General features: G+C 67.8%; 18 protein-coding genes, 1 tRNA gene and 1 pseudogene. 13 read left to right on the forward strand and 7 right to left on the reverse strand.

The genetic code is table 11. The annotated features are described in order from the left end of the window. The first annotated feature begins 278 nt into the window (after window positions 1-278). From H9654_RS14765 to H9654_RS14775, 3 genes and pseudogenes are all read left to right on the forward strand, one after another. Window positions 279-2,030, forward strand: coding sequence for a S8 family peptidase (locus H9654_RS14765; protein WP_182657533.1), 1,752 nt, complete (start codon window positions 279-281; stop codon window positions 2,028-2,030). 299 nt (window positions 2,031-2,329) lie between these two features. After that, window positions 2,330-4,093: a S8 family peptidase gene (locus H9654_RS14770; RefSeq protein ID WP_191771580.1), complete on the forward strand. Its 1,764-nt coding sequence runs from the start codon at window positions 2,330-2,332 to the stop codon at window positions 4,091-4,093. A gap of 167 nt (window positions 4,094-4,260) precedes the next feature. Further along, window positions 4,261-5,619, forward strand: a pseudogene (locus tag H9654_RS14775) (S8 family peptidase); the annotation flags it as partial. Between the two features lie 67 nt (window positions 5,620-5,686). Here H9654_RS14775 and H9654_RS14780 read toward each other — a convergent pair. The 3 genes from H9654_RS14780 to wrbA form a co-directional block, all read right to left on the reverse strand. Next, complete coding sequence (locus tag H9654_RS14780; protein ID WP_101099654.1) at window positions 5,687-6,172, reverse strand: asparaginase domain-containing protein; 486 nt, start codon at window positions 6,170-6,172, stop codon at window positions 5,687-5,689. 76 nt (window positions 6,173-6,248) lie between these two features. Continuing rightward, window positions 6,249-6,587 carry a DUF2069 domain-containing protein gene (locus H9654_RS14785; protein WP_182657530.1) on the reverse strand — a complete coding sequence of 113 codons (339 nt, stop codon included), beginning with the start codon at window positions 6,585-6,587 and terminating at the stop codon, window positions 6,249-6,251. Beyond that, on the reverse strand, window positions 6,587-7,177 hold the full coding sequence (gene wrbA, locus H9654_RS14790; protein WP_406833485.1) for an NAD(P)H:quinone oxidoreductase: 591 nt from the start codon (window positions 7,175-7,177) through the stop codon (window positions 6,587-6,589). Before wrbA ends, H9654_RS14785 begins: the two co-directional genes overlap by 1 nt. Before the next feature lie 77 nt (window positions 7,178-7,254). Between wrbA and H9654_RS14795 the strand changes: the two genes are divergently transcribed. Then, a complete protein-coding gene (locus H9654_RS14795) occupies window positions 7,255-8,529 on the forward strand; it encodes a YihY family inner membrane protein (protein WP_101099641.1) in 1,275 nt (424 codons plus the stop codon). Further along, window positions 8,526-9,116, forward strand: a complete 591-nt coding sequence (locus tag H9654_RS14800) for a TlpA family protein disulfide reductase (RefSeq protein ID WP_191771586.1) — start codon at window positions 8,526-8,528, stop codon at window positions 9,114-9,116. The genes H9654_RS14795 and H9654_RS14800 overlap by 4 nt, the downstream gene beginning before the upstream one ends. Window positions 9,117-9,187: 71 nt before the next feature. Here the strand turns inward: H9654_RS14800 and ppk2 are convergent, their stop codons facing one another. From ppk2 to hemA, 4 genes are read right to left on the reverse strand one after another with little or no spacing between them, the layout of a single operon-like run. Beyond that, window positions 9,188-9,961 carry a polyphosphate kinase 2 gene (gene ppk2, locus H9654_RS14805; RefSeq protein WP_191771588.1) on the reverse strand — a complete coding sequence of 258 codons (774 nt, stop codon included), beginning with the start codon at window positions 9,959-9,961 and terminating at the stop codon, window positions 9,188-9,190. A 46-nt stretch (window positions 9,962-10,007) separates the two neighbouring features. Then, the gene (locus H9654_RS14810; protein WP_191771590.1) at window positions 10,008-11,711 is read right to left on the reverse strand and encodes an O-linked N-acetylglucosamine transferase, SPINDLY family protein; all 1,704 of its coding nucleotides are present in this window, start codon (window positions 11,709-11,711) and stop codon (window positions 10,008-10,010) included. Window positions 11,712-11,714: 3 nt separating this feature from the next. After that, the gene (prfA, locus tag H9654_RS14815) at window positions 11,715-12,800 is read right to left on the reverse strand and encodes a peptide chain release factor 1 (RefSeq protein WP_191771592.1); all 1,086 of its coding nucleotides are present in this window, start codon (window positions 12,798-12,800) and stop codon (window positions 11,715-11,717) included. Then, window positions 12,778-14,061 (reverse strand): glutamyl-tRNA reductase, encoded by a 1,284-nt coding sequence (gene hemA / locus H9654_RS14820; protein ID WP_191771594.1) that lies wholly within the window; start codon window positions 14,059-14,061, stop codon window positions 12,778-12,780. Before hemA ends, prfA begins: the two co-directional genes overlap by 23 nt. A gap of 63 nt (window positions 14,062-14,124) precedes the next feature. On the opposite strand from hemA, the gene H9654_RS14825 reads away from it, so the two are divergent. The 8 genes from H9654_RS14825 to ychF all read left to right on the forward strand — a co-directional run bounded on the left by H9654_RS14825 (window position 14,125) and on the right by ychF (window position 21,118). Continuing rightward, window positions 14,125-15,813 (forward strand): tetratricopeptide repeat protein, encoded by a 1,689-nt coding sequence (locus H9654_RS14825; protein ID WP_191771596.1) that lies wholly within the window; start codon window positions 14,125-14,127, stop codon window positions 15,811-15,813. Then, window positions 15,813-16,466, forward strand: a complete 654-nt coding sequence (gene lolB, locus H9654_RS14830; RefSeq protein ID WP_406833486.1) for a lipoprotein insertase outer membrane protein LolB — start codon at window positions 15,813-15,815, stop codon at window positions 16,464-16,466. The genes H9654_RS14825 and lolB overlap by 1 nt, the downstream gene beginning before the upstream one ends. Beyond that, the gene (gene ispE / locus H9654_RS14835) at window positions 16,463-17,335 is read left to right on the forward strand and encodes a 4-(cytidine 5'-diphospho)-2-C-methyl-D-erythritol kinase (RefSeq protein WP_191771600.1); all 873 of its coding nucleotides are present in this window, start codon (window positions 16,463-16,465) and stop codon (window positions 17,333-17,335) included. The genes lolB and ispE overlap by 4 nt, the downstream gene beginning before the upstream one ends. A gap of 12 nt (window positions 17,336-17,347) precedes the next feature. Next, window positions 17,348-17,424: transfer RNA gene (locus tag H9654_RS14840), tRNA-Gln, on the forward strand. Window positions 17,425-17,562: 138 nt separating this feature from the next. Further along, entirely contained in the window at window positions 17,563-18,522 is a 960-nt protein-coding gene (locus H9654_RS14845; RefSeq protein ID WP_042614861.1) for a ribose-phosphate diphosphokinase, read from the forward strand. Window positions 18,523-18,632: 110 nt separating this feature from the next. Further along, window positions 18,633-19,256, forward strand: coding sequence for a 50S ribosomal protein L25/general stress protein Ctc (locus H9654_RS14850; protein WP_042614860.1), 624 nt, complete (start codon window positions 18,633-18,635; stop codon window positions 19,254-19,256). A gap of 77 nt (window positions 19,257-19,333) precedes the next feature. Then, complete coding sequence (pth, locus tag H9654_RS14855) at window positions 19,334-19,912, forward strand: aminoacyl-tRNA hydrolase (RefSeq protein ID WP_101099649.1); 579 nt, start codon at window positions 19,334-19,336, stop codon at window positions 19,910-19,912. Between the two features lie 114 nt (window positions 19,913-20,026). Next, window positions 20,027-21,118, forward strand: coding sequence for a redox-regulated ATPase YchF (gene ychF / locus H9654_RS14860; protein ID WP_042614858.1), 1,092 nt, complete (start codon window positions 20,027-20,029; stop codon window positions 21,116-21,118). The last annotated feature ends 125 nt before the right edge of the window (window positions 21,119-21,243 follow it).

A 21,243-nucleotide genomic window follows, 5' to 3' on the forward strand; every position in this document is an offset into this window, starting at 1 on the left:
CCAAGGACAGCCGGGAACTGTGAAGGACCGGTGAAAGCTCCTTCACCTTTACAAATTTTAGACACCAGAAGTCTCACTTCCGACATTTCATGTCACTGAAGTGGGGCTGAAACATTGTCGCGAATGGCTCTAACCGACTAGCTTCGACCTTGTGGACAGCGCACGGGGGACTGTCCGCCCCGGTACCGATTCCCGCCAGTGCAGCGCAGCCTGCGAATCGCGACCGGCGCCCTCTGCCGAATCCGGCATCCATGCCAGAACCCAGAAAAGGAAATCCGATGTCCCAGGTTTCGCAACCGCGTTTGCGTCAGCGTGCAGTGGTCGTCATGGGGGCCTCCGTGCTCACCTCGTTGCTGCTGGTAGCCCCGGCGTTCGCCGGCGACGTCCACCTCAGCGGCCTGTCGTCCGCGCCGACCCACAAGCAGTTCATCGTCAAGTTCCGCGACAACAGCGCGCCACTGGCCACGCCGTCAGCCCTGGCGAGCTCGCTCAAGACCGCGGCATCGGGCCTGTCGGCTGCGCAGGGACGCGCGCTGGGCCTGCAGCAGGTGCGCCGGCTGGCGGTGGGCCCGAGCGTGGTCCGGGCAGATCAGCCGCTGGATGCCGCACAGGCCGAAATGCTGATGCGCAGGCTCGCCGCTGATCCCAACGTGGAGTACGTGGAGGTCGACCAGATCATGCGGCCGACCCTGGTGCCAAACGACGCCCGCCTCGGCGAACAGTGGGGCTTCGGTACGTCCAACGCGTCCATCAACGTGCGTCCGGCATGGGACAAGTCCACCGGCACCGGCGTAGTGGTGGCGGTGATCGACACCGGCATCACCAGCCATCCGGATCTGAATGCCAACATCCTGCCCGGCTATGATTTCATCAGCGACGCGGCGATGGCACGCGATGGTGGTGGGCGGGACAACAACGCCAACGATCAAGGCGACTGGTACGCCGCCAATGAATGTGGTGCGGGCTACCCGGCGTCCAACTCCAGCTGGCATGGCACCCACGTGGCCGGCACCATCGCCGCGGTGACCAACAACAGCACCGGCGTGGCCGGTACGGCCTACAACGCCAAGGTGGTGCCGGTGCGCGTGCTCGGCAAGTGCGGCGGCTATACCTCCGATATCGCCGATGCCATCGTCTGGGCTTCCGGCGGCACGGTCAGCGGCGTGCCGGCCAATGCCAATCCGGCCGAAGTGATCAACATGTCCCTCGGCGGGGGTGGCAGCTGTTCGGCCACTTATCAGAACGCGATCAACGGCGCGGTGGGACGGGGCACCACCGTGGTGGTGGCTGCCGGCAACGAAGCCAGCAACGTCTCCACGTCGGTCCCGGCCAACTGCGCCAACGTGATCGCGGTGGCAGCCACCACCAACACCGGCGCCAAGGCCAGCTTCTCCAACTACGGTGCCGGCATCGACATCTCCGCGCCGGGCCAGGCCATCCTGTCCACCCTCAACACCGGCACCACGGTGCCGGCCTCGGCGACCTACGCGTCCTACAACGGCACCTCGATGGCGGCCCCGCACGTGGCCGGCGTGGTGGCATTGATGCAGTCGGTGGCACCGAGCGCGCTCACCCCGGCGCAGGTGGAAACCATCATCAAGAACACCGCGCGCGCCCTGCCGGGTGCCTGCTCCGGTGGCTGCGGTGCGGGCATCGTCAACGCCGATGCGGCGGTGGTGGCGGCGCAGGGCGGCGGCGGTGGCAACCCGGATCCGGGCACCGGCACGGTGCTGCAGAACAACGTAGCGGTGGGGGGGCTGGGCGCCGCTTCCGGTGCGGCGCTGAGCTACACCGTTACCGTTCCCAGTGGTGCCACCCAGCTGCGCGTGGCGATCAGCGGCGGCAGTGGTGATGCCGACCTGTACCTGCGCCAAGGCAGCGCGCCGACCGACAGCACGTACGCCTGCCGTCCCTACCTGAGCGGCAACAACGAGACCTGCACCATCAGCAACCCGGCCGCGGGTACCTGGCACGTGCGGATCAAGGCCTACAGCACGTTCTCCGGTTTGACCGTGCGCGCGCAGTACTGACGGAAGTCGTTCCAGCGTGTCTCCCGACGCCCCGGCCCTGCCGGGGCGTCGTCGTATCGGCCTGACCTTGGCGGTGCCCTGCGGTCGGGCGTTACGGCGACTCCATTAACGGAGACCACCTCGGCGCAGCTACGGCTTTTCCCGATGATGGGCGGCGTTGCAGGCGCGCAGCATGAGCGTGCCGGTTACGCCGTGACGGTGTTGAATGCCGATCATCGCGTCGCCAGTGACAATGCCTGCTGCGGCTTTTTTCCTCTGCGCAGTGACAGGTGTCGTCCCACTGCGAGGAGTCAGCAAACATGTCCACCCATTGCCGTGTGCTTACCCGGTCCCATCCCGTCGCTGCAGCCGTTGCCCTCGCGGTGGCGGGTTTTTGCGCGAGCCCGTTCTCCCATGCCGGTAACGTCGATCTGCAAGGGCTGGCCGGCAACACCGCGCATCAGCAGTTCATTGTCACCTATCGGTCTGGCAGTGCGTCGGCATCGTCTTTGGCAGGCGCGGCGCGTAGCCTGCAACGGGCCGCCGATGCGCTTCCCCGCAAAGGCGGCAGGGCGGTGCAGGTCCACGCACTGCGGCGCATGGCGATCGGCAGCATGGTCGTGCGTACCAGCGTTCCCCTGGATGCCGCCGAGGCCGAACAGCTGCTCCGCGCGCTGGCACAGCAGGAAGAGGTGGATGCCGTGCAGCTGGACGCCATCCTGCGGCCTTCATGGAATCCCGATGATCCCCGGCTGGGCGAGCAATGGAGCTTCGGCGCCAGCAACGCCGCGCTGGGTATCCGCCCTGCCTGGGACATCGCCAGTGGCAAGGGCGTGGTAGTGGCGGTCATCGACACGGGCATCACCCGTCATCCCGACCTCGACGCCAACATGCTTCCGGGCTACGACTTCATCAGCGATCCGGCGATATCCCGCGATGGCGATGGGCGCGATGGCGATGCCAGCGATGCAGGCGATTGGTATCCTTCCGGTGAATGCGGCTCCGCTGGCGGTTCGCGTTCGAGCTGGCACGGTACGCATGTGGCCGGCACCGTTGCAGCGTCCACCGACAACGGTATCGGCGTGGCCGGCACCGCGTTCAATGCCAAGGTGGTGCCGGTGCGCGTGCTGGGCCGCTGTGGCGGTTTCCAGTCGGACATCGCCGATGGCATCGTCTGGGCCGCAGGCGGGCGGGTGCCCGGGGTGGCGGACAATCCGCATCCAGCGCAGGTGGTCAATCTGTCGCTGGGTGGCTTCGGCAGCTGCGGCCGGGCCAGCCAGGCCGCGGTGGATACGGCCATCGCCCATGGTGCATCGGTGATCGTGGCGGCGGGCAATTCCAATGACGATGTAGCGCGTTACCGGCCGGCGAACTGTCGCGGCGTGGTCGCCGTGGCGGCCACCAACGCCGCAGGCAGCCGCGCATCCTTCTCCAACTACGGTGCGCGCATCACGGTGGCCGCGCCGGGCGAAAGCATCCTGTCCACCTTGAATGATGGGCAGCAGGGCCCGGCACAACCCAGCTATGCCGCTTACAGCGGCACCTCGATGGCGGCCCCGCACGTGGCGGGCGTGGTCGCCCTGATGCAATCGGTAGCGCCCAAGCCGTTGCTGCCCGCGCAGGTGGACGCCTTGCTGCGAAGTGCCGCAGGGCCGTTGCCCGGTACCTGCACCGGCGGCTGCGGCGCCGGGCTGGTCGACGCTGCCGTCGTCGTGGCCAGGGCGGCCGCCGGCGATACCGGCCCGGATCCAGACCCCGATCCGGACCCGGATCCGTCGGACCTGGAAAACGACGTACCGGTCAGGGGATTGAGCGGCACTGCCGGGAGCGAGCGCTGGTACACCTTCAACGTGCCGGCCGGCAGCAACATGCTGGTGGTGCAGATCGGCGAAGGATCGGGCGACGTTGATCTGTACACCCGCCATGCGGTCAGGCCCACCGATACCGAATACAACTGCCGTCCCCAGGGCACCGGCAACAGCAAGACCTGCGTGCGCGTCTGGCCAGGCTCCGGAACCTGGCACATACGGATCAAGGCAATCAGCGATTACAGCGGGCTCCTGGTAAAGGCCAAGGCCGAATAGCGCGCCGCTTCGTCGCACGCACGGGTCGAGCCCGCCGGCGAACCGGACAGGGAGAAAGTTTCACCTTTCCCGTGCCATGTGCCGGGAGCCAGGCGGGTGGATGCCCGATACCCGCCGCAGGTGCACAAGCACACGATCGACTGGCCACAAACCAAAGGAGGCTCCAGATGAAAATACCCTGCCAGAAAACGTTCCTGTCACCTGCCATTGCCTGTGTGCTGATGGCGATGTCCAGCGCATCGGCCCATGCCGGCGACGTAGATCTTTCCGGCCTTGTGCAGTCGGACACCCATCAGCAGTTCATCGTGCACCTGCGTGACGGCAGTGCACTGCGCGAGAAAGAAGGCGCGATGCAGGCGGCGCTGGGCCGTGCCGGATCCAGTCTGCGCATGGCAACCGGCGGCATGCAGGTGCTGCGCCGGATGGCCACCGGGCCGATGGTGGTGCGCGCCGGAAAAGCGCTGGACCGCGCGCAGGCCGGTGCCTGGATGGCGGCCATGGCGAGCGATCCGGACGTGGACCACGTCCAGGTGGATCGCATCCTGAAGCCGGCGCTGGATCCCGACGATCCGCGCTTGAACGAACAGTGGGGCTTCTCCAACAGTGCCGCATCACTCAACGTGCGGCCGGCGTGGGACAAGGCCACCGGCGCCGGGCAGGTGGTGGCGATCATCGACACCGGCCGCACCCGCCATCCGGAACTGGACGCCAATACGCTTCCGGGCTATGACTTCATCAGCAACGGCAGCATGGCCGGCGACGGCAACGGTCGGGATGACAACCCGGAAGACACCGGCGACAGCCAGTGGGGCCAACCCTCCAGCTGGCATGGCACCCACGTCGCCGGCACCGTTGCTGCAGCCACGAACAATGGGCAGGGGGTCGCTGGAACGGCCTTCGACGCCAAACTGGTGCATGTCCGCGTCCTCGGCAAGGGCGGCGGTTACACGTCGGACATCGCCGACGGCATGGTGTGGGCCGCGGGCGGCACCGTCAGGGGCATTCCGCGCAATGCAAATCCCGCCAAAGTGCTGAACCTTTCGCTGGGCGGCCAGGGTGCATGCGATCGCGCATCGCAGGCCGCCGTGGACGGCGCGATCCAGGCCGGGGCAACGGTGGTTGTCGCAGCGGGAAACAGCAATGCCGATGTCTCGCGCTTCACCCCGGCCAACTGCCGTGGGGTGGTAGCGGTGGCGGCCACGACCGCGCGCGGTGCACGCGCCGGTTTCTCCAACCATGGCAGGGGAATCACCCTGGCAGCACCTGGTGAGAACATCCTTTCCACCTTGAACAGTGGACGCACCTCGCCGGGTGCGCCTGCCTATGCCGCCTATAACGGTACCTCGATGGCGGCCCCGCACGTCGCCGGCGTCGTGGCGCTGATGCAGTCGGCTGTGGATGGCCGTCTTACGCCTGCGCAGGTCACCGATATCCTGAAAGAGACCGCGCGCCCGTTGCTGGTCGCTTGCCCGCAGGGCTGCGGAGCAGGCATGGCAGATGCCGACTCCGCCGTGGACCGGTCCATCGAAGTGGTGGCATCGCAGTGAGGTGATGCAGCGCAGGAGCCGCCCGGGAGGGGCGGCTCCTGAGCGGTCAGGCCGCTTCGAAACGGTTCTCGGCCACGTTCTTGCGGACGCTCTGCGGATCCCAGATGCGCCCGTTCATCGCGATGTATACGCCGGCAGCCAGCGATTGCACTGCGCCGATGGCGCAGCCGATGTTGAACTCGGCATCGGAACCGCGGAAGCGCGCCGGACTCAACGCGCCGGTCATCACGATGGTCTTGTCCGGGATGGTCGACAGCACCTTTCCGGTAGCGACCATCGAATCGGTACCGTGGGTGACCAGCACATGGCGGGTAGGCTGTGCGGCGATGGTGGCGCGGATCAGCTCGCGGTCGTCATCGCTGATGTGCAGCGAATCCTTGCGCAGGATCGGGATGACGTTGAAGCGGAAAGTCACGCCCAGCTCGCGCAGGATCATGCCGATCTGCGGATCGCCGATCTGGTAATCCGATTTGTCGTCGAAGTAGATCTTGTCGATCGTGCCACCGGTGGTGACGATCAGGAGGTCTTCCATCATGGGCATGTCTTCGGAGCCTGGAACGGCGCTGCAGGAACAGGAACGCAGATGATACCGGCCCCGGTGGGGGCCGTCAGCGTTGCTTTCGGCTGAAACGTGCGCGCAGGCCGGGCAGGCTGCCGGCGAAGATCACCAGCAGCGACAGGCAGATCGCCAGCCACGCCAGCGCGCGCGTTTCGGCATGGCTCCAGGCACTCATCACGCCATGGCTGAACCAGCCCAGCGCCAGCACGCTGGCCCAGAAACCGGCCTTGCGCCAGCCCATCCGCAGCGCGATCGCCAGCACCAGCGGCGGGGCGGTGAACACCAGCTGGGTCGCCAGCCAGTGGCGGTCGTTGATGAACCAGCCGGCGTACAGCGCCGCCAGGCCCATCAGGGCGAGCAGCAGCACGGTGCGCGCGGTGGTGGCCATCAGGCCAGCCGCCGTGCGATATCGGCGACCCGTCGGCCAAGCGCGCGGGCCAGGGTGGCTTCGTCCTCGGTGGGCTGCGGGTCATCATTGGCACCCGCCACGTGGCTGGCACCGTAGGGCGTGCCGCCGCTGGTGGTGTGGCTCAACGCAGCTTCAGTGAACGGAATGCCGACGATCAGGCAACCGTGGTGGAGCAACGGCAGCTGCATGGACAGCAGGGTGGATTCCTGGCCCCCATGCATCGAGGCGGTGGAGGTGAACACCGCCGCCGGCTTTCCGGCCAGCGTGCCATTGACCCACTCCGCGCCCAGGCCATCCAGGAAGTGCTTCATCGGGGCGGCCATGTTGCCGAACCGGGTGGGACTGCCGAGCAGCAACCCATCGCACGCGGCGAGGTCTTCGACGCTGACATACGGCGCGCCTTCATCGGGTACCGGCGGACGCGCGATCTGGGTCACGGCGGCCACGGCGGGCACGCTGCGCACGCGCGCGGCCATGCCCGGAACCTCGCCGATGCCCCGCGCGATCTGCCGCGCCAGCCGTGCCACCGAACCGCCTCGGCTGTAGTAGAGCACCAGGATCTCGCCCATCATCGACCCGCTTTCTCGTCCAGGAGACGCCAGTATGGCTATCCTGCGGCGATCCTGCATCGGGTACCCTTGCGCCGATGGAACCGTTGAACACGATCAATCTTTGGATGGAGCGCGCGCGCGACCGTCCGCGCGCAGCCAGCTTCGGCCGTTTCCTGTGGCGGCGCTTCCTTGATGACCGCCTGTTCCAGGCCGCCGCCGCGCTGGCCTACACCACCGTGTTCGCCCTGGTGCCGTTGGCCATCGTGGTGTTCGGCGTGCTGTCCGCCTTCCCGGTGTTCGATCGCTGGAGCGACCAGCTCAGCGATTACGTGTTCTCCAACTTCGTGCCCAGCGCGGCGCGTGCGGCAGAAGGCTACCTGCGGCAGTTCAGCGCCAGCGCCGGCCAGCTCACCGCGGCCGGCTTCATCGCGCTGGTGATCTCGCTGCTGATCACGCTCAACAGCGTGGAAGAAACCTTCAACCAGATCTGGCGGGTGGGATCGTCGCGGCCCAAGCTGACCCGCTTCCTGGTTTACTGGACCGTGTTGACCCTCGGCGCGATGTTGGCGGCAGCCTCGCTGGCAGTCTCGGCGCGGGTGTTCGCGCTGCCGCTGTTCGGTACCCAGGAAGGACGGTGGCTGGCCGATTTCTCGCTGCGGCTGGCTCCGGTGCTGATCGAGTTCGTGTGCATCACGCTGGTGTACCGCGTGGTGCCGCACCACACGGTCAAATGGAAGCATGCGGTGCCCGGTGCGATCCTGGCGGCGATCCTGCTGGAACTGGTGAAGTGGGGCATCGGTGCCTACCTGGGCAGCTTCCAGTCCTACCAGAAGCTGTACGGCACCGTCGCCTTCGTGCCGATCCTGCTGCTGTGGATCTACCTGTGCTGGGTGGCGGTCTTGCTGGGCGCTTCCCTGGCCTCTTCGATGGCCGCCTTCCGCTACCAGCCGGCGGAACTGCGCCTGCCGCAGGGGTATGAGTTCTACGCGCTGCTGCGCCTGCTCGGGCGCTTCCAGCAGGCGCGCGCATTGGGCAAGGGCCTGGAGGACGACGAGATCCTGCAGCACGAGCCGATGATGACCGACTCGCTGCTGCAGCAGTTGCTGTGTGACATGGAGCGGATCGCGCTGCTGCGCCGCGTCGAGAACGGTGAGTGGATGCTGGCGCGTGACCTGGAGCAGTTGACCCTGGCCGACCTGTACGAGTCCACCCAGCTGCGCATCCCGGTGGCCGAAGCGCACCTGCCCTATCGCCAGGACAGCCTGGGCCAGGCCGCGCTGGCGGCGCTGGACGAACTGCGCCTGCCACTGCGTGAGAAACTCAAGCGTCGCGTCAGCGACATCTATCCCCCCGGAGATACGCCCCGATGAGATGCACGTTGTTCGTCGTCACCCTGTCCGTTCTCTTGGCCGCCTGCAAGCCCGCCGCCGAACCTGCTGCCACCGCACCGGCCGCCGCGCCGCCTGCTGCCGACGCGGCCACGCCAGCGCCTGCCGCCGACCCGGATGCGGCACTTGGCGCAGCCGATGGTGCAGCGCCTGCAGAGCGGGTCACGGCCGAGTTCCCGGCCCTGAAGGTCAAGACCGTGGACGGCGCCGAATATGATCTGGCCGCGCACCGCGGCAAGTGGGTGGTGGTGAACTTCTGGGCCACCTGGTGTGCTCCCTGCCGCAAGGAGATGCCGGAGCTGTCCGCGCTGCACGCGATGCGCAGCGAGATCGAAGTGGTCGGGCTGGCGTATGAGGAAATCGAGCCGGCGGACATGCAGGCCTTCCTGAAGGAACGGCCGGTGACCTATCCGATCGCCATCGTCGACCCGTACGATCCGCCGGCCGACTTCGCCACCCCGCGCGGCCTGCCGCTGACCCACCTGGTGGACCCGCAGGGCAAGGTGGTGCATTCGTTCGTGGGTCCGGTCACGGCGGCGGACATCGAAGCGCGCATTGCCGGCAAGTAAGCCGGGTGAATGAGGATGTCAGGGGCCAGGTTCCTTCTGCAGTGCAAAAGGAACCTGGCCCCGTAGCCCTGTCAGACCACGTCCGGGATCGGCTCCAGCAGCGCGTAGTGCTCGCGGTGCAGCTTGCCTTTCAGCTTCGGCAGCTCTGGCAGCGCCTCCTCGACATGGGTATCGGGCAGGCGGTCCAGCAGGTCGCGGACCAGGGTCAGCCTACCCGTGCGCTGGTCGTTGAAATCCACCAGCGTCCACGGCGCATGGGTACGGTGGGTGGCCTGCAGCATGGCCTCGCGGGCCTGGGTGTAAGCCTCGTACTTGTCGCGCGACTGCAGGTCCACCGGTGACAGCTTCCAGCCCTTCAGCGGATTGGCATGGCGCTCGGCGAAACGCTCCTCCTGCTGCGCCTGGTCCACCGCCAGCCAGTACTTGAACAGCAGGATGCCGTCGTCCACCAGCAGTTGTTCGAACACCGGCGCCTGCTGCAGGAACTGCCGGTACTGCGCGTCACTGCAGTAGCCCATCACCCGTTCCACGCCGGCGCGGTTGTACCAGCTGCGGTCCATCAGCACGATCTCGCCGGCCGCTGGCAGGTGGCTGGCATAGCGCTGGAAGTACCACTGGGTGGCTTCGCGGTCGGTCGGCCTGGGCAGTGCGACCACCCGGCACTGGCGGGGGTTGAGGTGCTGGCTGATGGCCTGGATGGCGCCGCCTTTGCCTGCGGTGTCGCGCCCCTCGAACAGCACCAGCACGCGCTGGCCAGTCAGCTGCACCCAGCGCGCCATGGTGGCCAGTTCCAGCTGCATCGGTTCCAGCAGGGCCTCGTAGGCCTTGCGCTTCAGCTTTGCCATCGAAGGCTCCCGTTGGGTGGAAGCCCCAGTGTGCCGCGTGCGCGGTTCAGGCGGTGTGCGCGCCCTGCCAGCCCCGTTCGCTGGCCAGCTGCTGCAGCATCCGGGACAGGTCCGCGGCGAAGCCGGCCATGTCGAACAGGCCACTGCAGGCACGTGCCTGGGCCAACTGCGTGCGCAGCTGCGCCAGCGCGGCGGGGTCATTGCCCAACGCCGTGGCGCGGGTGATGAAGGCGGCATCGTCGGCCACGTTCATCGCATGCAGGCCGAGGTGGTGGTTCAAGCTGCCGGCCACGCGCGCGGCGAAGGTATCGCCGGGGCAGGTCAGTACCGGGCAGCCGGCCCACAGCGCATCCGAGGCGGTGGTGTGCGCGTTGTACGGATGGGTATCCAGGAACAGGTCGGCCAGCGCGTAGCGGGTGAGGTACTGCGCATGCGGCAGCTTGGCCATGAACACCAGCCGCGCCGGATCCACCCCGGCCGCGCGCGCTGCATCACGCAGGCGGGCATCGGCGCGGCCCGGCCCGGACAGCAGCCACAGCACGCTGCCGGGCACGCCCTGCAGGACCTGGAAGGCCCGCGCCATGCTGCGCGGATTCAATTTGTAGCTGTTGTTGAAACAGCAGAACACCACGCCGTGTTCCGGCAGGCCGCACGCGGCACGCGACGGTGCCGGCTGCAGCGCACGGGTATTGTCCGATGGCTGGAAGGCTCGCGGCAGGCGCACGACGCGCTCGCTGAAGTGCGCCTCCAGCGTGGCCGGCAGCACGAAGTCGTCGGCCAGCACCACGTCCATCCACGGTGCACCGGAGGTGCCCGGATACGCGAGCCAGTTGACCTGCACCGGGGCCGGGCGCAGGGCCAGCACTTCCGGTACGCCGCCACCGCCCCAGCCGCGCAGGTCGAACAGCACGTCGATGCCTTCGGCACGGATCCGTGCGGCCACGTCGGCATGGCGCAGGCCCGCCACGTCGTGCAGGCGGGTGGCCGCGCACAGACGCTGGCGGATCGGGCTGCCATCGTCGCGGTCGAGCGCGAAAAGATGGATGTCCAGCGCCGTGTCCTGCCGCAGTTGTTCGAACACCGCCACGGTCAGCAGGCCGGTGGGGTGCGCGCCGAAGCCGTTGGACAGCAGGCCGATCCGCAGCGGACCGCGTTGCCGCACCGAGGCCGGCGGCAACGGTCGCACGCCGCTGAACTGCGCCGCGCGCAGCCGCGCACAGGCCAGCTGTTCGGCGGCGCTGGCCTGCTCGCTGAGGAAGGCGAACGGTTCCACCGCGCCCCGGCCGCCGGCCACGGCATCGCGGACCTGCCGTGACAGCGCATCAACGTCCTGCCAGTCGCACAGGCGGCGCTGCCAGGCCAGCCGCTGCGCGGCGATGTAGGGCTCATCGGGCAGCAGCGCGTGGGCGCGCCGGTAGGCATCGGCCGCGCCCTCGGCATCGCCGGCATCTTCCAGTGCGTGGCCGAGCCACAACGCAATGCCGGGGTGCTGCGGCGCGCTGGCCGCAGCCTCGCCGAGCAGCTGCGCGGCATCGCCGTGCGCGCCGGCCATCCACGCCACCCGGCCCAGCCGGGCCAGCGCCTCGGGATGCCGCGGGCGCAGCTGCAGGGCACGCCGCGCGGCCTGTTCGCCCGCTGCCAGGTCACCGGCTTCCAGTTCGGCATCGGCCAGCATCACCCAGGCGATGAAGTCCGTCGGCTGGCGGCGTACCGCCTGCTGCAACTGCTGGCGCTGGCTGGCGGGCTGCATCGATCAGGCCGACGCCGCCAGCTGGGCCAGTGCATCGGCCTGGTGTTCCTGCGACAGCCGCTGCAGCAGCGCGTCCATGTCGCCGGTCATCACGTTGGGCAGGTCATACAGGGTCAACCCTTCCACGCGGTGGTCGGTGATGCGGCCCTGCGGGAAGCTGTAGGTACGGATGCGCTGGCTGCGGTCTCCGCTGCCGACCTGCAGGCGCCGCGACGCCGCCTGCGCTGCGTCCTGGCGCGAACGCTCGGCATCCAGCAACTGCGCTTTCAGGCGCTTCATCGCCTTGTCGCGGTTGGCGTGCTGGCTGCGTTCGGTCTGGCATTCCACCACCACCCCGGTCGGGACGTGGGTGATGCGGATGGCCGATTCGGTCTTGTTGACGTGCTGGCCACCGGCGCCGGAGGAACGGAACGTATCCACCCGCAGGTCGGCCGGATTGATCTGCACCTCGTCGATCTCATCGGCTTCGGGGATGATCGCCACCGTCGCCGCCGAGGTATGGATGCGGCCCTGCGATTCGGTCGCGGGCACCCGCTGCACCCGATGCGTGCCGGATTCGAATTTCAGCCGCGAGAACGCGCCGCGCCCGACCACCCGGGCCACCACTTCCTTGTAGCCGCCGTGCTCGCCCGGGCTGTCCGATTCGATCTCGACTTTCCAGCCCTGGCGCTCGGCGTAGCGCGCGTACATGCGGAACAGATCGCCGGCGAAGATCGCCGCTTCGTCGCCGCCGGTGCCGGCGCGCACTTCCAGGAACAGGTTGCCTTCGTCGCGCGGGTCGCGCGGCACCAGCAGCAGCGCCAGGTCCTGGTCCAGCTGCGCCAGGCGGGCCTGCGCGGCCTCGACTTCTTCCTCGGCCAGCTCACGCAGGTCCGGGTCGGCGCGCATCGCCTCGGCGGCGGCCAGGTCGTCCTTGGCGCGGCGCTCTTCGGCCAGCGCGGTGGCAACCGGTTCCAGCTGGGCGAACTCGCGCGAAAGATCGCGGAAGCGCTTGTTGTCGGCCACCACGCTGGGGTCGGAAAGCAGGCGTTCGAGTTCTTCGCGGCGCTCGGCCAGCGCTTCAAGCTTACGGCGCAGGGTCGGCGTCATCAGGTCTCACGGCAGGATGGTGGTATCCCGGCTGCGCCGGGAACAGGCGCTCGGCGGCGCGGGTCAGGTCGGCATCTCCGCTCAGCGCGGCGGCGCGCAGGGCAGCGGTGGGCGGGTGCAGCAAGCGGTTGGTCAGGCCATGGGCGAGCAGTTCCAGCACTTCATCGGCCGGCTTGCCGTTGGCCAGCTGTGCCCGCGCGCGCTCCAGCATTTCCGCGCGGGTGGTCTCGCCGAACGCGCGCAGCTGCCTGAGCGGGGCGTGGTGGGTGCCGGCCTGCTGGGTTTCCACGAAGCGCGCGACCTGCAGTTCGATGATCGCTTCGGCTTCGGCGGCGGCTTCGCGGCGGCTGCGGCGGTTGTCTTCCACCGCCCGCTCCAGGTCGTCCACCGTATACAGGAAGGCGTCGTCCAGGCTGGCCACGCTGGCTTCGATGTCGCGCGGCACGGCCAGGTCGAACAGCAGCATCGGCTTGTGCCGACGGGCGCGCAGCGCGGTGGCGACGGCCTCGCGGTGGATCACCGGCTCGCGTGCGGCCGTGGCGGAAAACACGATGTCCGCTTCGGCAAGATGGCGGTCCAGCTCGGCCAGCGGCAAGGCCACGCCACCATGCCGGCTGGCCAGGTCCTGGGCGTGGGCCAGGGTGCGGTTGGCGATCAGCAGGCGGCGCACCTTGCCATCGCTGAGGTGGCGCGCGGCCAGCTCGATGGTTTCCCCGGCGCCGACCAGCAATACGGTGGAATCGTCCAGCCGCGCGAAGGAATTCTGCGCCAGCCGCACCGCGGCAGAAGCTACAGAAACCGGGTTGGCGCCGACCTGGGTATCGGTCCGCGCGCGCTTGGCCACCGAGAAGGTCTGCTGGAACAGCCGGTCCAGGCGCTGGCCGAGCAGGCCATGTTCGCGTGCGACCGACCAGGCGTCCTTCACCTGGCCCAGGATCTGCGGTTCACCCAGCACCATCGAATCCAGCCCGGTGGCGACGCGGAACAGGTGGCGCACCGCATCGGCGTCGGCGTGCTGGTACAGATAGCCCTGCAGGTCGCCGGCCTGGCCCTGCAGCCACTGGTTCAGGGCGGTCTCGGAGTCGGCCACCGCATACAGTTCGGTGCGGTTGCAGGTGGACAGCAACACCGCCTCGGCGATCTGCGGGGTATTGCGCAACGAACCGAGCGCGCGCGGCAGGGCGTCACCGGCGAAGGCTGCGCGTTCGCGCAGGTCCACCGGTGCGGTCTGGTGATTCAGTCCGAGCACCCACAGGGTCATTGTTCAGTTGCTTGCGATAAGCTGCTGGCCATAGGCACACATTTTAAGGCCCCAATGCCGTCGATGCCCGCATTGATTCGCATCTCCAGTGTTCTGCTGCTCAGCCTGATGGCTGGCGACGCGCTGGCAGCCCCCTCCGTCGCCCGCGTGCTGGACCAGGCCGAACGGGCCCAGGAGCCGTCGCTGGAGCCCGCGCTGGTAGGCGAATTCGCTCTGCAGGCGGGCAAATTGCCCGACTCGGCCGCGCAGTACCTGCTCGCCGCGCAGGCCAGTGACGGTGACGCCGGACTGGCCGAACGGGCCACCCGGATCGCCATGCTGGCCAATGATGACGCCCGTGCCGCGCAGGCGCTGGCGCTGTGGCAGCAGCGCGCACCGCGCTCGTTGTCGATGCGTAGCGCCGCTGCGGCGCTGGCCATGCGCCAGGGCAAGCCGGAGCGTGCAACCACTGAACTGAAGGCGTTGCTGGCCGCGCCCGGCGAGGAAGGCTGGCGCTTCACCCTGGCCGCGCTGGTCGGTGGCGGGCGCGATCCGGGGGTGCCGGCGCAGGTACTCGAGGCGCTGGTCCAGGCCGACGCGATCCCCAACCGGATCGAGGTCTGGCAGGAATTCGGCCGCTTGGCGATGCGCATGGACAAGCCCGAGCTGGCCCAGCGCATGGTCGACGAGGTAGTGCGCCGGTTCCCGCAGGATCCGCGCGTGGCCTTGCTGCGCGCCAGCCAGTTGCAGCAGACCGGGCGCAAGGCGGAGGCCGTGGTGGTGCTGCAGGCGCTGGAGCCCCAGACCCGCACCAGCGTGGACCTGCGTAATGCCGTGGCCATCGCCTACGACGGCATGAACGAGACGGTGGCCGCCGAGCGCGTACTGTCCAGCGGCCCGCAGGACACCCAGACCTACGGCATGCGCGCCTCGCTGCTGGCCAAGCAGGACGACGCCACTGCGTTGACCGCGCTGTACGCCGAGCTGTCGCGTGCGGCCAGCAAGCCCGATCCGGCGCAGCGCCTGCTGCTGGGCAAGATCGCCGAATACCTCAAGCGCTACCAGGAGGCGGTGGACTGGTACCACAGCGTGCCCGGCGGCGATGAGCTGAGCGAAGCACGCCTGCGCGCGGCCAATGCGCAGGGCCTGCTGGGCAACCAGGCCAAGGCACTGGAAGAAGTACGTGCGGTGCAGTCCGATGCGGTGCTGGCCGAAGAAGCGCGCCGCGACGCCTATCTGCTGGAAGCCGAGTTGCGCCTGCGCGCAGGCGACGAGGCCGGCGAGCTGGACGCGCTGGCGCGCGGGCTGGCCGCCTATCCCGACGAGAACGCGCTGTTGTATGCGCGCGCCCTGGCCTGGGAACGTCGTGATGACATCCCGCGTGCGGAAGCGGACCTGCGCAAGGTGCTGGTCACCGAACCGGAAAATGTCGCCGCATTGAATGCCTTGGGCTACACCCTGGCCGACCGCACCCACCGCTACCAGGAGGCGTTGGAGCTGATCGACCGCGCCCGCGTGGCTGAGCCGGACAACCCGGCCATCATCGACAGCCACGGTTGGGTGCTGTATCGGCTGGGCCGCAACGAGGAGGCGCTGGTGCAGCTGCGCCGCGCCCATGGGCTGGCAAAGGATGCCGAGATCGCCGTGCACCTGGGCGAAGTGCTGTGGGTGATGGGCCGCCAGGACGAGGCGCGGCGCTACTTCGACGAAGCCGCCAAGCTGGATCCCGACAACCGCGCGCTGCAGCGCGTCCGTGAGACCTTCAAGCCATGATGCATTCGATGACCCGGCCGTTGCTGCTGGCAACGGTCACCCTGGCGCTGGCCGCCTGTACCTCGGTCGGTTCGCAGAAGACCCCGGTGCCGGACGTGGCCTTTAGCGTGTCCCCAGCTGCCGAACGTGCCGAAGCAGCACGCGTGCAGGCGCTGCGGGCCCAGCCGGACTGGGCGTTCCAGGGCCGGGTGGCGGTCAGCAAGGGAAAGAACGGCGGCAGTGGCCGCATTGAATGGGACCAGCAGGGCAGTGCCTACCAGGTCCAGCTCAGTGCCCCGGTGACCCGGCAGAGCTGGCGCCTTCAGGGTGACGCCACGCAGGGCAGCGGCCGGCTGGAAGGGCTGGACGGTGGCCCGCGCGAAGGCGCCGATGCGCAGGCTGTCCTGCTCGAGGCGACCGGCTGGGACATCCCGGTCAACCAATTGCCGGACTGGACCCGTGGCCTGGTGCTGGAAGGCAGCGGCGAAGCCGCCCTGCAGCGCGACGCCGAAGGGCGACCGCGCCAGCTGCGCCAGGCCGGATGGCAGGTGGATTACCTGGACTGGTACCCGGCGCAGGACGGCCGACAGTCGCTGCCGCGACGTATCGAAGCCAGCAAGGGCGACGCCAAGGTACGCCTGGTGGTCGACCAGTGGGGCGCGGCCGGTCCATGAATCCGTCGCATGATGACGCCGATGGCTGGACCTGGTGGCCGGCTCCGGCAAAGCTGAATCTGTTCCTCAACATCACCGGCCGTCGCGCCGATGGCTACCACCAGCTGCAGACCGTGTTCCGGCTGCTCGACTGGGGTGACCGGATCGGACTTCGCCTGCGCCGGGACGGGCAGGTGCGTCGCCAAGGCGCCTCGCTGCCCGGCGTAGCGGAGTCCGATGACCTCGCCGTGCGGGCGGCGCTGTTGCTGCAGGCGTCGTGCAACATCGTCGAAGGTGTTGACATCATCGTTGAAAAACACGTGCCGGCCGGCGGTGGCTTCGGTGGTGGGTCGTCCGATGCGGCGACCGTCCTGGTGGCACTGAACCAGCTGTGGGGCACCGGGCTGGGCCCGGATGCGCTGGCCGCACTGGGCCTGCAGCTGGGTGCGGATGTGCCGGTTTTCGTGCGCGGGCACAACGCCTGGGCCGAGGGCATAGGGGAGCAGCTGACCCCCATCGAGCTGCCGCCGGCGTGGTATGTGATCGCCGATCCGGGGGTCCACGTGCCCACTCCCGCCCTTTTTGCGGATCCGGATTTGACGCGCGACAGTCCAATGGCGAAAATAGAGGACTTCGTTTCCGGATACCTGTCCGGCAATGCGTTCGAACCGGTGCTGCGCCGCCGCGAGCCTGCCGTAGAGGCCGTGCTTGCTGCGTTGAGCAACATCGGCACGGCGCGGCTGACAGGGTCGGGAAGTGGGTGCTTCGTCGAGTTCCCTTCGCAGCAGGCTGCGCAGGCGGGCAGGGCGGGGTTGTCCAAGGAGTTGCGGGCGTGGGTGGTGGCAGGCGTTGGCCGGTCACCACTGCTGGATGCACTCGAGCGTAACTGATTCATTTGATGCAGGGGCGTCGCCAAGAGGCCCAAGGCACCAGGTTTTGATCCTGGCATTCGGAGGTTCGAATCCTCCCGCCCCTGCCACTTGCGGCTTGGTCCGCGCCAACCAGCGCAGCTGTCTGCGCGGGACGTGGAAATGCCGTGGTGCAATCAGCCGCAGGGGCCTTCGGGCGCCTGGGGTAACCCGATCTCCGCCACTCGCCCCCGCCCGAGACAATCATGATGCAAGATTCGCCCAACCTGCTGGTCTTTTCCGGCAACGCCAACAAACGCCTCGCACAGAACATCTGCAAGGAACTGGGCGTGCGTCCGGGCAAGGCGTTGGTGTCGCACTTCTCCGATGGTGAAGTGCAGGTCGAAATCGAAGAGAACGTCCGCAAGCAGGACGTCTTCGTGATCCAGCCGACCAGTGCGCCCAGCGCAGAGAATCTGATGGAACTGCTGGTGCTGATCGACGCGCTCAAGCGCGCATCGGTGGCCAGCGTCACCGCGGTAGTGCCGTACTTCGGCTACTCGCGCCAGGATCGCCGCATGCGGTCTTCGCGCGTGCCGATCACCGCCAAGCTGGCGGCGAAGATGTTCAGCACCGCCGGTGCCGATCGGGTGTTGACCGTGGACCTGCATGCCGACCAGATCCAGGGCTTCTTCGATATCCCGGTGGACAACGTGTACGCCTCGCCGCTGCTGCTCGCCGATATCTGGCGCGCCTACGGCACCGAAAACCTGATCGTGGTGTCCCCGGACGTAGGTGGCGTGGTGCGTGCGCGCGCCGTCGCCAAGCGCCTGGACGATGCCGACCTGGCGATCATCGACAAGCGCCGTCCGCGCGCCAACGTGTCCACCGTGATGAACATCATCGGTGACGTCGAAGGCAAGACCTGCGTGATGGTCGATGACATCGTCGATACCGCCGGCACGCTGTGCGCCGCTGCTGCTGCCCTGAAGGCGCGCGGCGCGCTCAAGGTCGCGGCGTACTGCACCCACGCGGTGCTGTCCGGCCCGGCGGTGGACAACATCACCAATTCCCAGCTCGATGAGCTGGTGGTGACCGACACCATCCCGCTGAAGGACGCCGCGCGGGTCTGCAGCAAGATCCGCCAGCTCAGCGTGGCGGAAATGCTGGCCGAAACGATGCGCCGCATCGCCTTCGGTGAGTCGGTCAGCTCGTTGTACGTGGATTGATTTTTTTTCGTTCCGGCCGGTAACGGCAGGGAACTCCAAGGGCACTTCTGGTCGCGGAAGTGCCTTCATCCGCCCCGCCACACGGCAGGGCACCCAACAGGTAGTAGAAAATGTCCAAGACCCATGAAATCAAGGTCACCAAGCGTGAACTGCAGCGCAAGGGTGCGAGCCGCCGCCTGCGTCACGCTGGCGTGATCCCGGCGATCGTCTACGGCGGCAACGCCGAGCCGGTCGCCATCAGCCTTGACCACAATGAAATCTGGCTGGCCCAGTACAACGATTGGTTCTACTCGTCCATCCTGGACCTGAACCTCGATGGCAAGGTCGAGCGCGTGCTGCTGCGTGACATGCAGCGCCACCCGTTCAAGCAGCTGATCCTGCACCTGGATTTCCTGCGCGTGAACGAGAACGAAGTCCTGACCGCTTCGGTGCCGCTGCACTTCATCAACGAAGAAACCTCGCCGGCTGGCAAGGCTTCGGACATCGTGGTCACCCACGAAGTGAAGGAAGTGACCGTGTCCTGCCTGCCGAAGGACCTGCCGGAGTCGATCGAAGTCGACCTGGGCGCCCTGGAAGCCGGTGGCGTGATCCATCTGTCCGACCTCAAGCTGCCGAAGGGCGTTGAGCTGCCGGCGCTGGCGCTGGGCAAGGATCACGACGATGCCGTGGTCACCGCCAAGCACGGCAAGGAAGACGCTGCCGACGCTGCCGAAGACGCAGAAGCCGCAGAGTAATGCCGTTGCGGCGCCTGTCCCCCGGGACGGGCGCCGTACCTGCCGGCAGCGCTGGCAGGCCGTAACAGGAAGAGACAATGGCAGGATTGCGACTGATCGTCGGCCTGGGGAACCCAGGCGCCGAGCACGCCCGGACCCGGCACAACGCTGGGTTTCATTTTGTGGAGGCCCTGGCCGAAAAGGCGGGCGCACGCTGGAGCGTGGACAGCAAGCTGTTCGGCGAGACCGCCAAGGTCGATATCGCAGGCCAGCCGGTCTGGCTGCTGAAGCCGGCCACCTACATGAACCTCAGTGGCAAGTCGGTCACCGCCGCGCAGCGGTTCTGGAAGATCGAGCCTGAAGAAACCCTGCTGGCACACGACGAGCTGGACCTGCCGCCGGGTGCGGCGCGGTTGAAGTTCGATGGCGGCCACGGGGGGCAGAACGGCCTTCGCGATACCATCCGTCTGCTCGGGCACGGCAGGTTCCATCGCCTGCGCGTGGGCATCGGCCATCCCGGCCACAAGGACCGCGTGGTGCCGTGGGTGCTGGGACGGGCATCGAAGGACGACGACGTGCTGATCGCACGGGCCATCGACGATGCCATCGATGTGCTGCCATTGGCAGTGCAGGGGGATTTCAACGAGGCGATGAAGCGCCTGCATACCCCGAAGTAACCCAGCGAAGAGGGGTAGCGCCGAGCCATGCTCGGCGGTGGCACGATGAAAATGATTTGCAAAACGGCGCGTGCGCTTTTTCGCCAATCACTTTCACCCCAAAGGTTGTCGAACATGGGTATCAAATGCGGAATCGTCGGCCTGCCCAACGTGGGCAAGTCGACACTGTTCAACGCGCTGACCAAGGCAGGTATCGCCGCGGCCAACTTTCCGTTCTGCACCATCGAGCCGAACGTCGGCATCGTGCCGGTGCCGGATCCGCGGCTGAACGAGCTGGCGGCGATCATCAACCCGCAGAAGGTCATCCCGACGGCGGTCGAGTTCGTCGACATCGCCGGCCTGGTGGCCGGTGCGGCCAGCGGCGAAGGCCTGGGCAACAAGTTCCTGGCGCACATCCGCGAAGTGGATGCGATCACCCACGTGGTGCGTTGCTTCGAGAACGCCGACGTGATCCACGTCAACAACAAGGTTGATCCGCTGTCGGACATCGACACCATCGATACCGAGCTGGCGCTGGCTGACCTGGACAGCGTGGAGAAGGCGCTGAACCGCGCCGAGCGTTCGGCCAAGGGCGGCGACAAGGAAGCGGCGGCACGCAAGCCGGTGCTGGCCAAGCTGCAGGCGGCGCTGGCCGATGGCAAGGCCGGTCGTGCGGCCGGCCTGGACGAAGAGGAAAAAGCGCTGGTGCGTGACCTGTTCCTGCTGACGCTGAAGCCGGTGATGTACATCGCCAACGTGCTGGAAGATGGCTTCGAGAACAATCCGCACCTGGATGCGGTGCGCGCGCGCGCGGCCGAAGAGGGTGCGAAAGTGGTGCCGGTGTCGGCGGCCATCGAAGAGGAGCTGTCGCAGCTGGATGACGAGGACCGTGACACCTTCCTGGCCGACCTGGGCCTGCAGGAGCCGGGCTTGAACCGCGTCATCAACGCGGCCTACCAGCTGCTGGGCCTGCAGACCTATTTCACCGCAGGCGTGAAGGAAGTGCGTGCGTGGACCGTGCGCAAGGGCGCCACCGCGCCGCAGGCGGCCGCGGTCATCCACACCGATTTCGAGAAGGGCTTCATCCGCGCCGAAACGATTGCCTACGACGACTTCATCAAGTTCAAGGGCGAAGCCGGTGCCAAGGAAGCCGGGCGCCTGCGCCTGGAAGGCAAGGAATATCGCGTGCAGGAAGGCGACGTGCTGCACTTCCGCTTCAACGTCTGATCCTGCAAAGGGCGATCGGAAGCCCTCGCCTGCGGGTGAACGGCGGAGCGCCTCGTGGTGGGTCGCCAAGTGCGGGTTCGGTGGTTTGGGCCGGGGGGGGGGGGGGGGGGGGGGGGGGGGGGGGG

This window comes from Stenotrophomonas lacuserhaii (assembly GCF_014836545.1).
In the GTDB taxonomy this organism is placed as follows: Bacteria; Pseudomonadota; Gammaproteobacteria; order Xanthomonadales; family Xanthomonadaceae; genus Stenotrophomonas; species Stenotrophomonas lacuserhaii.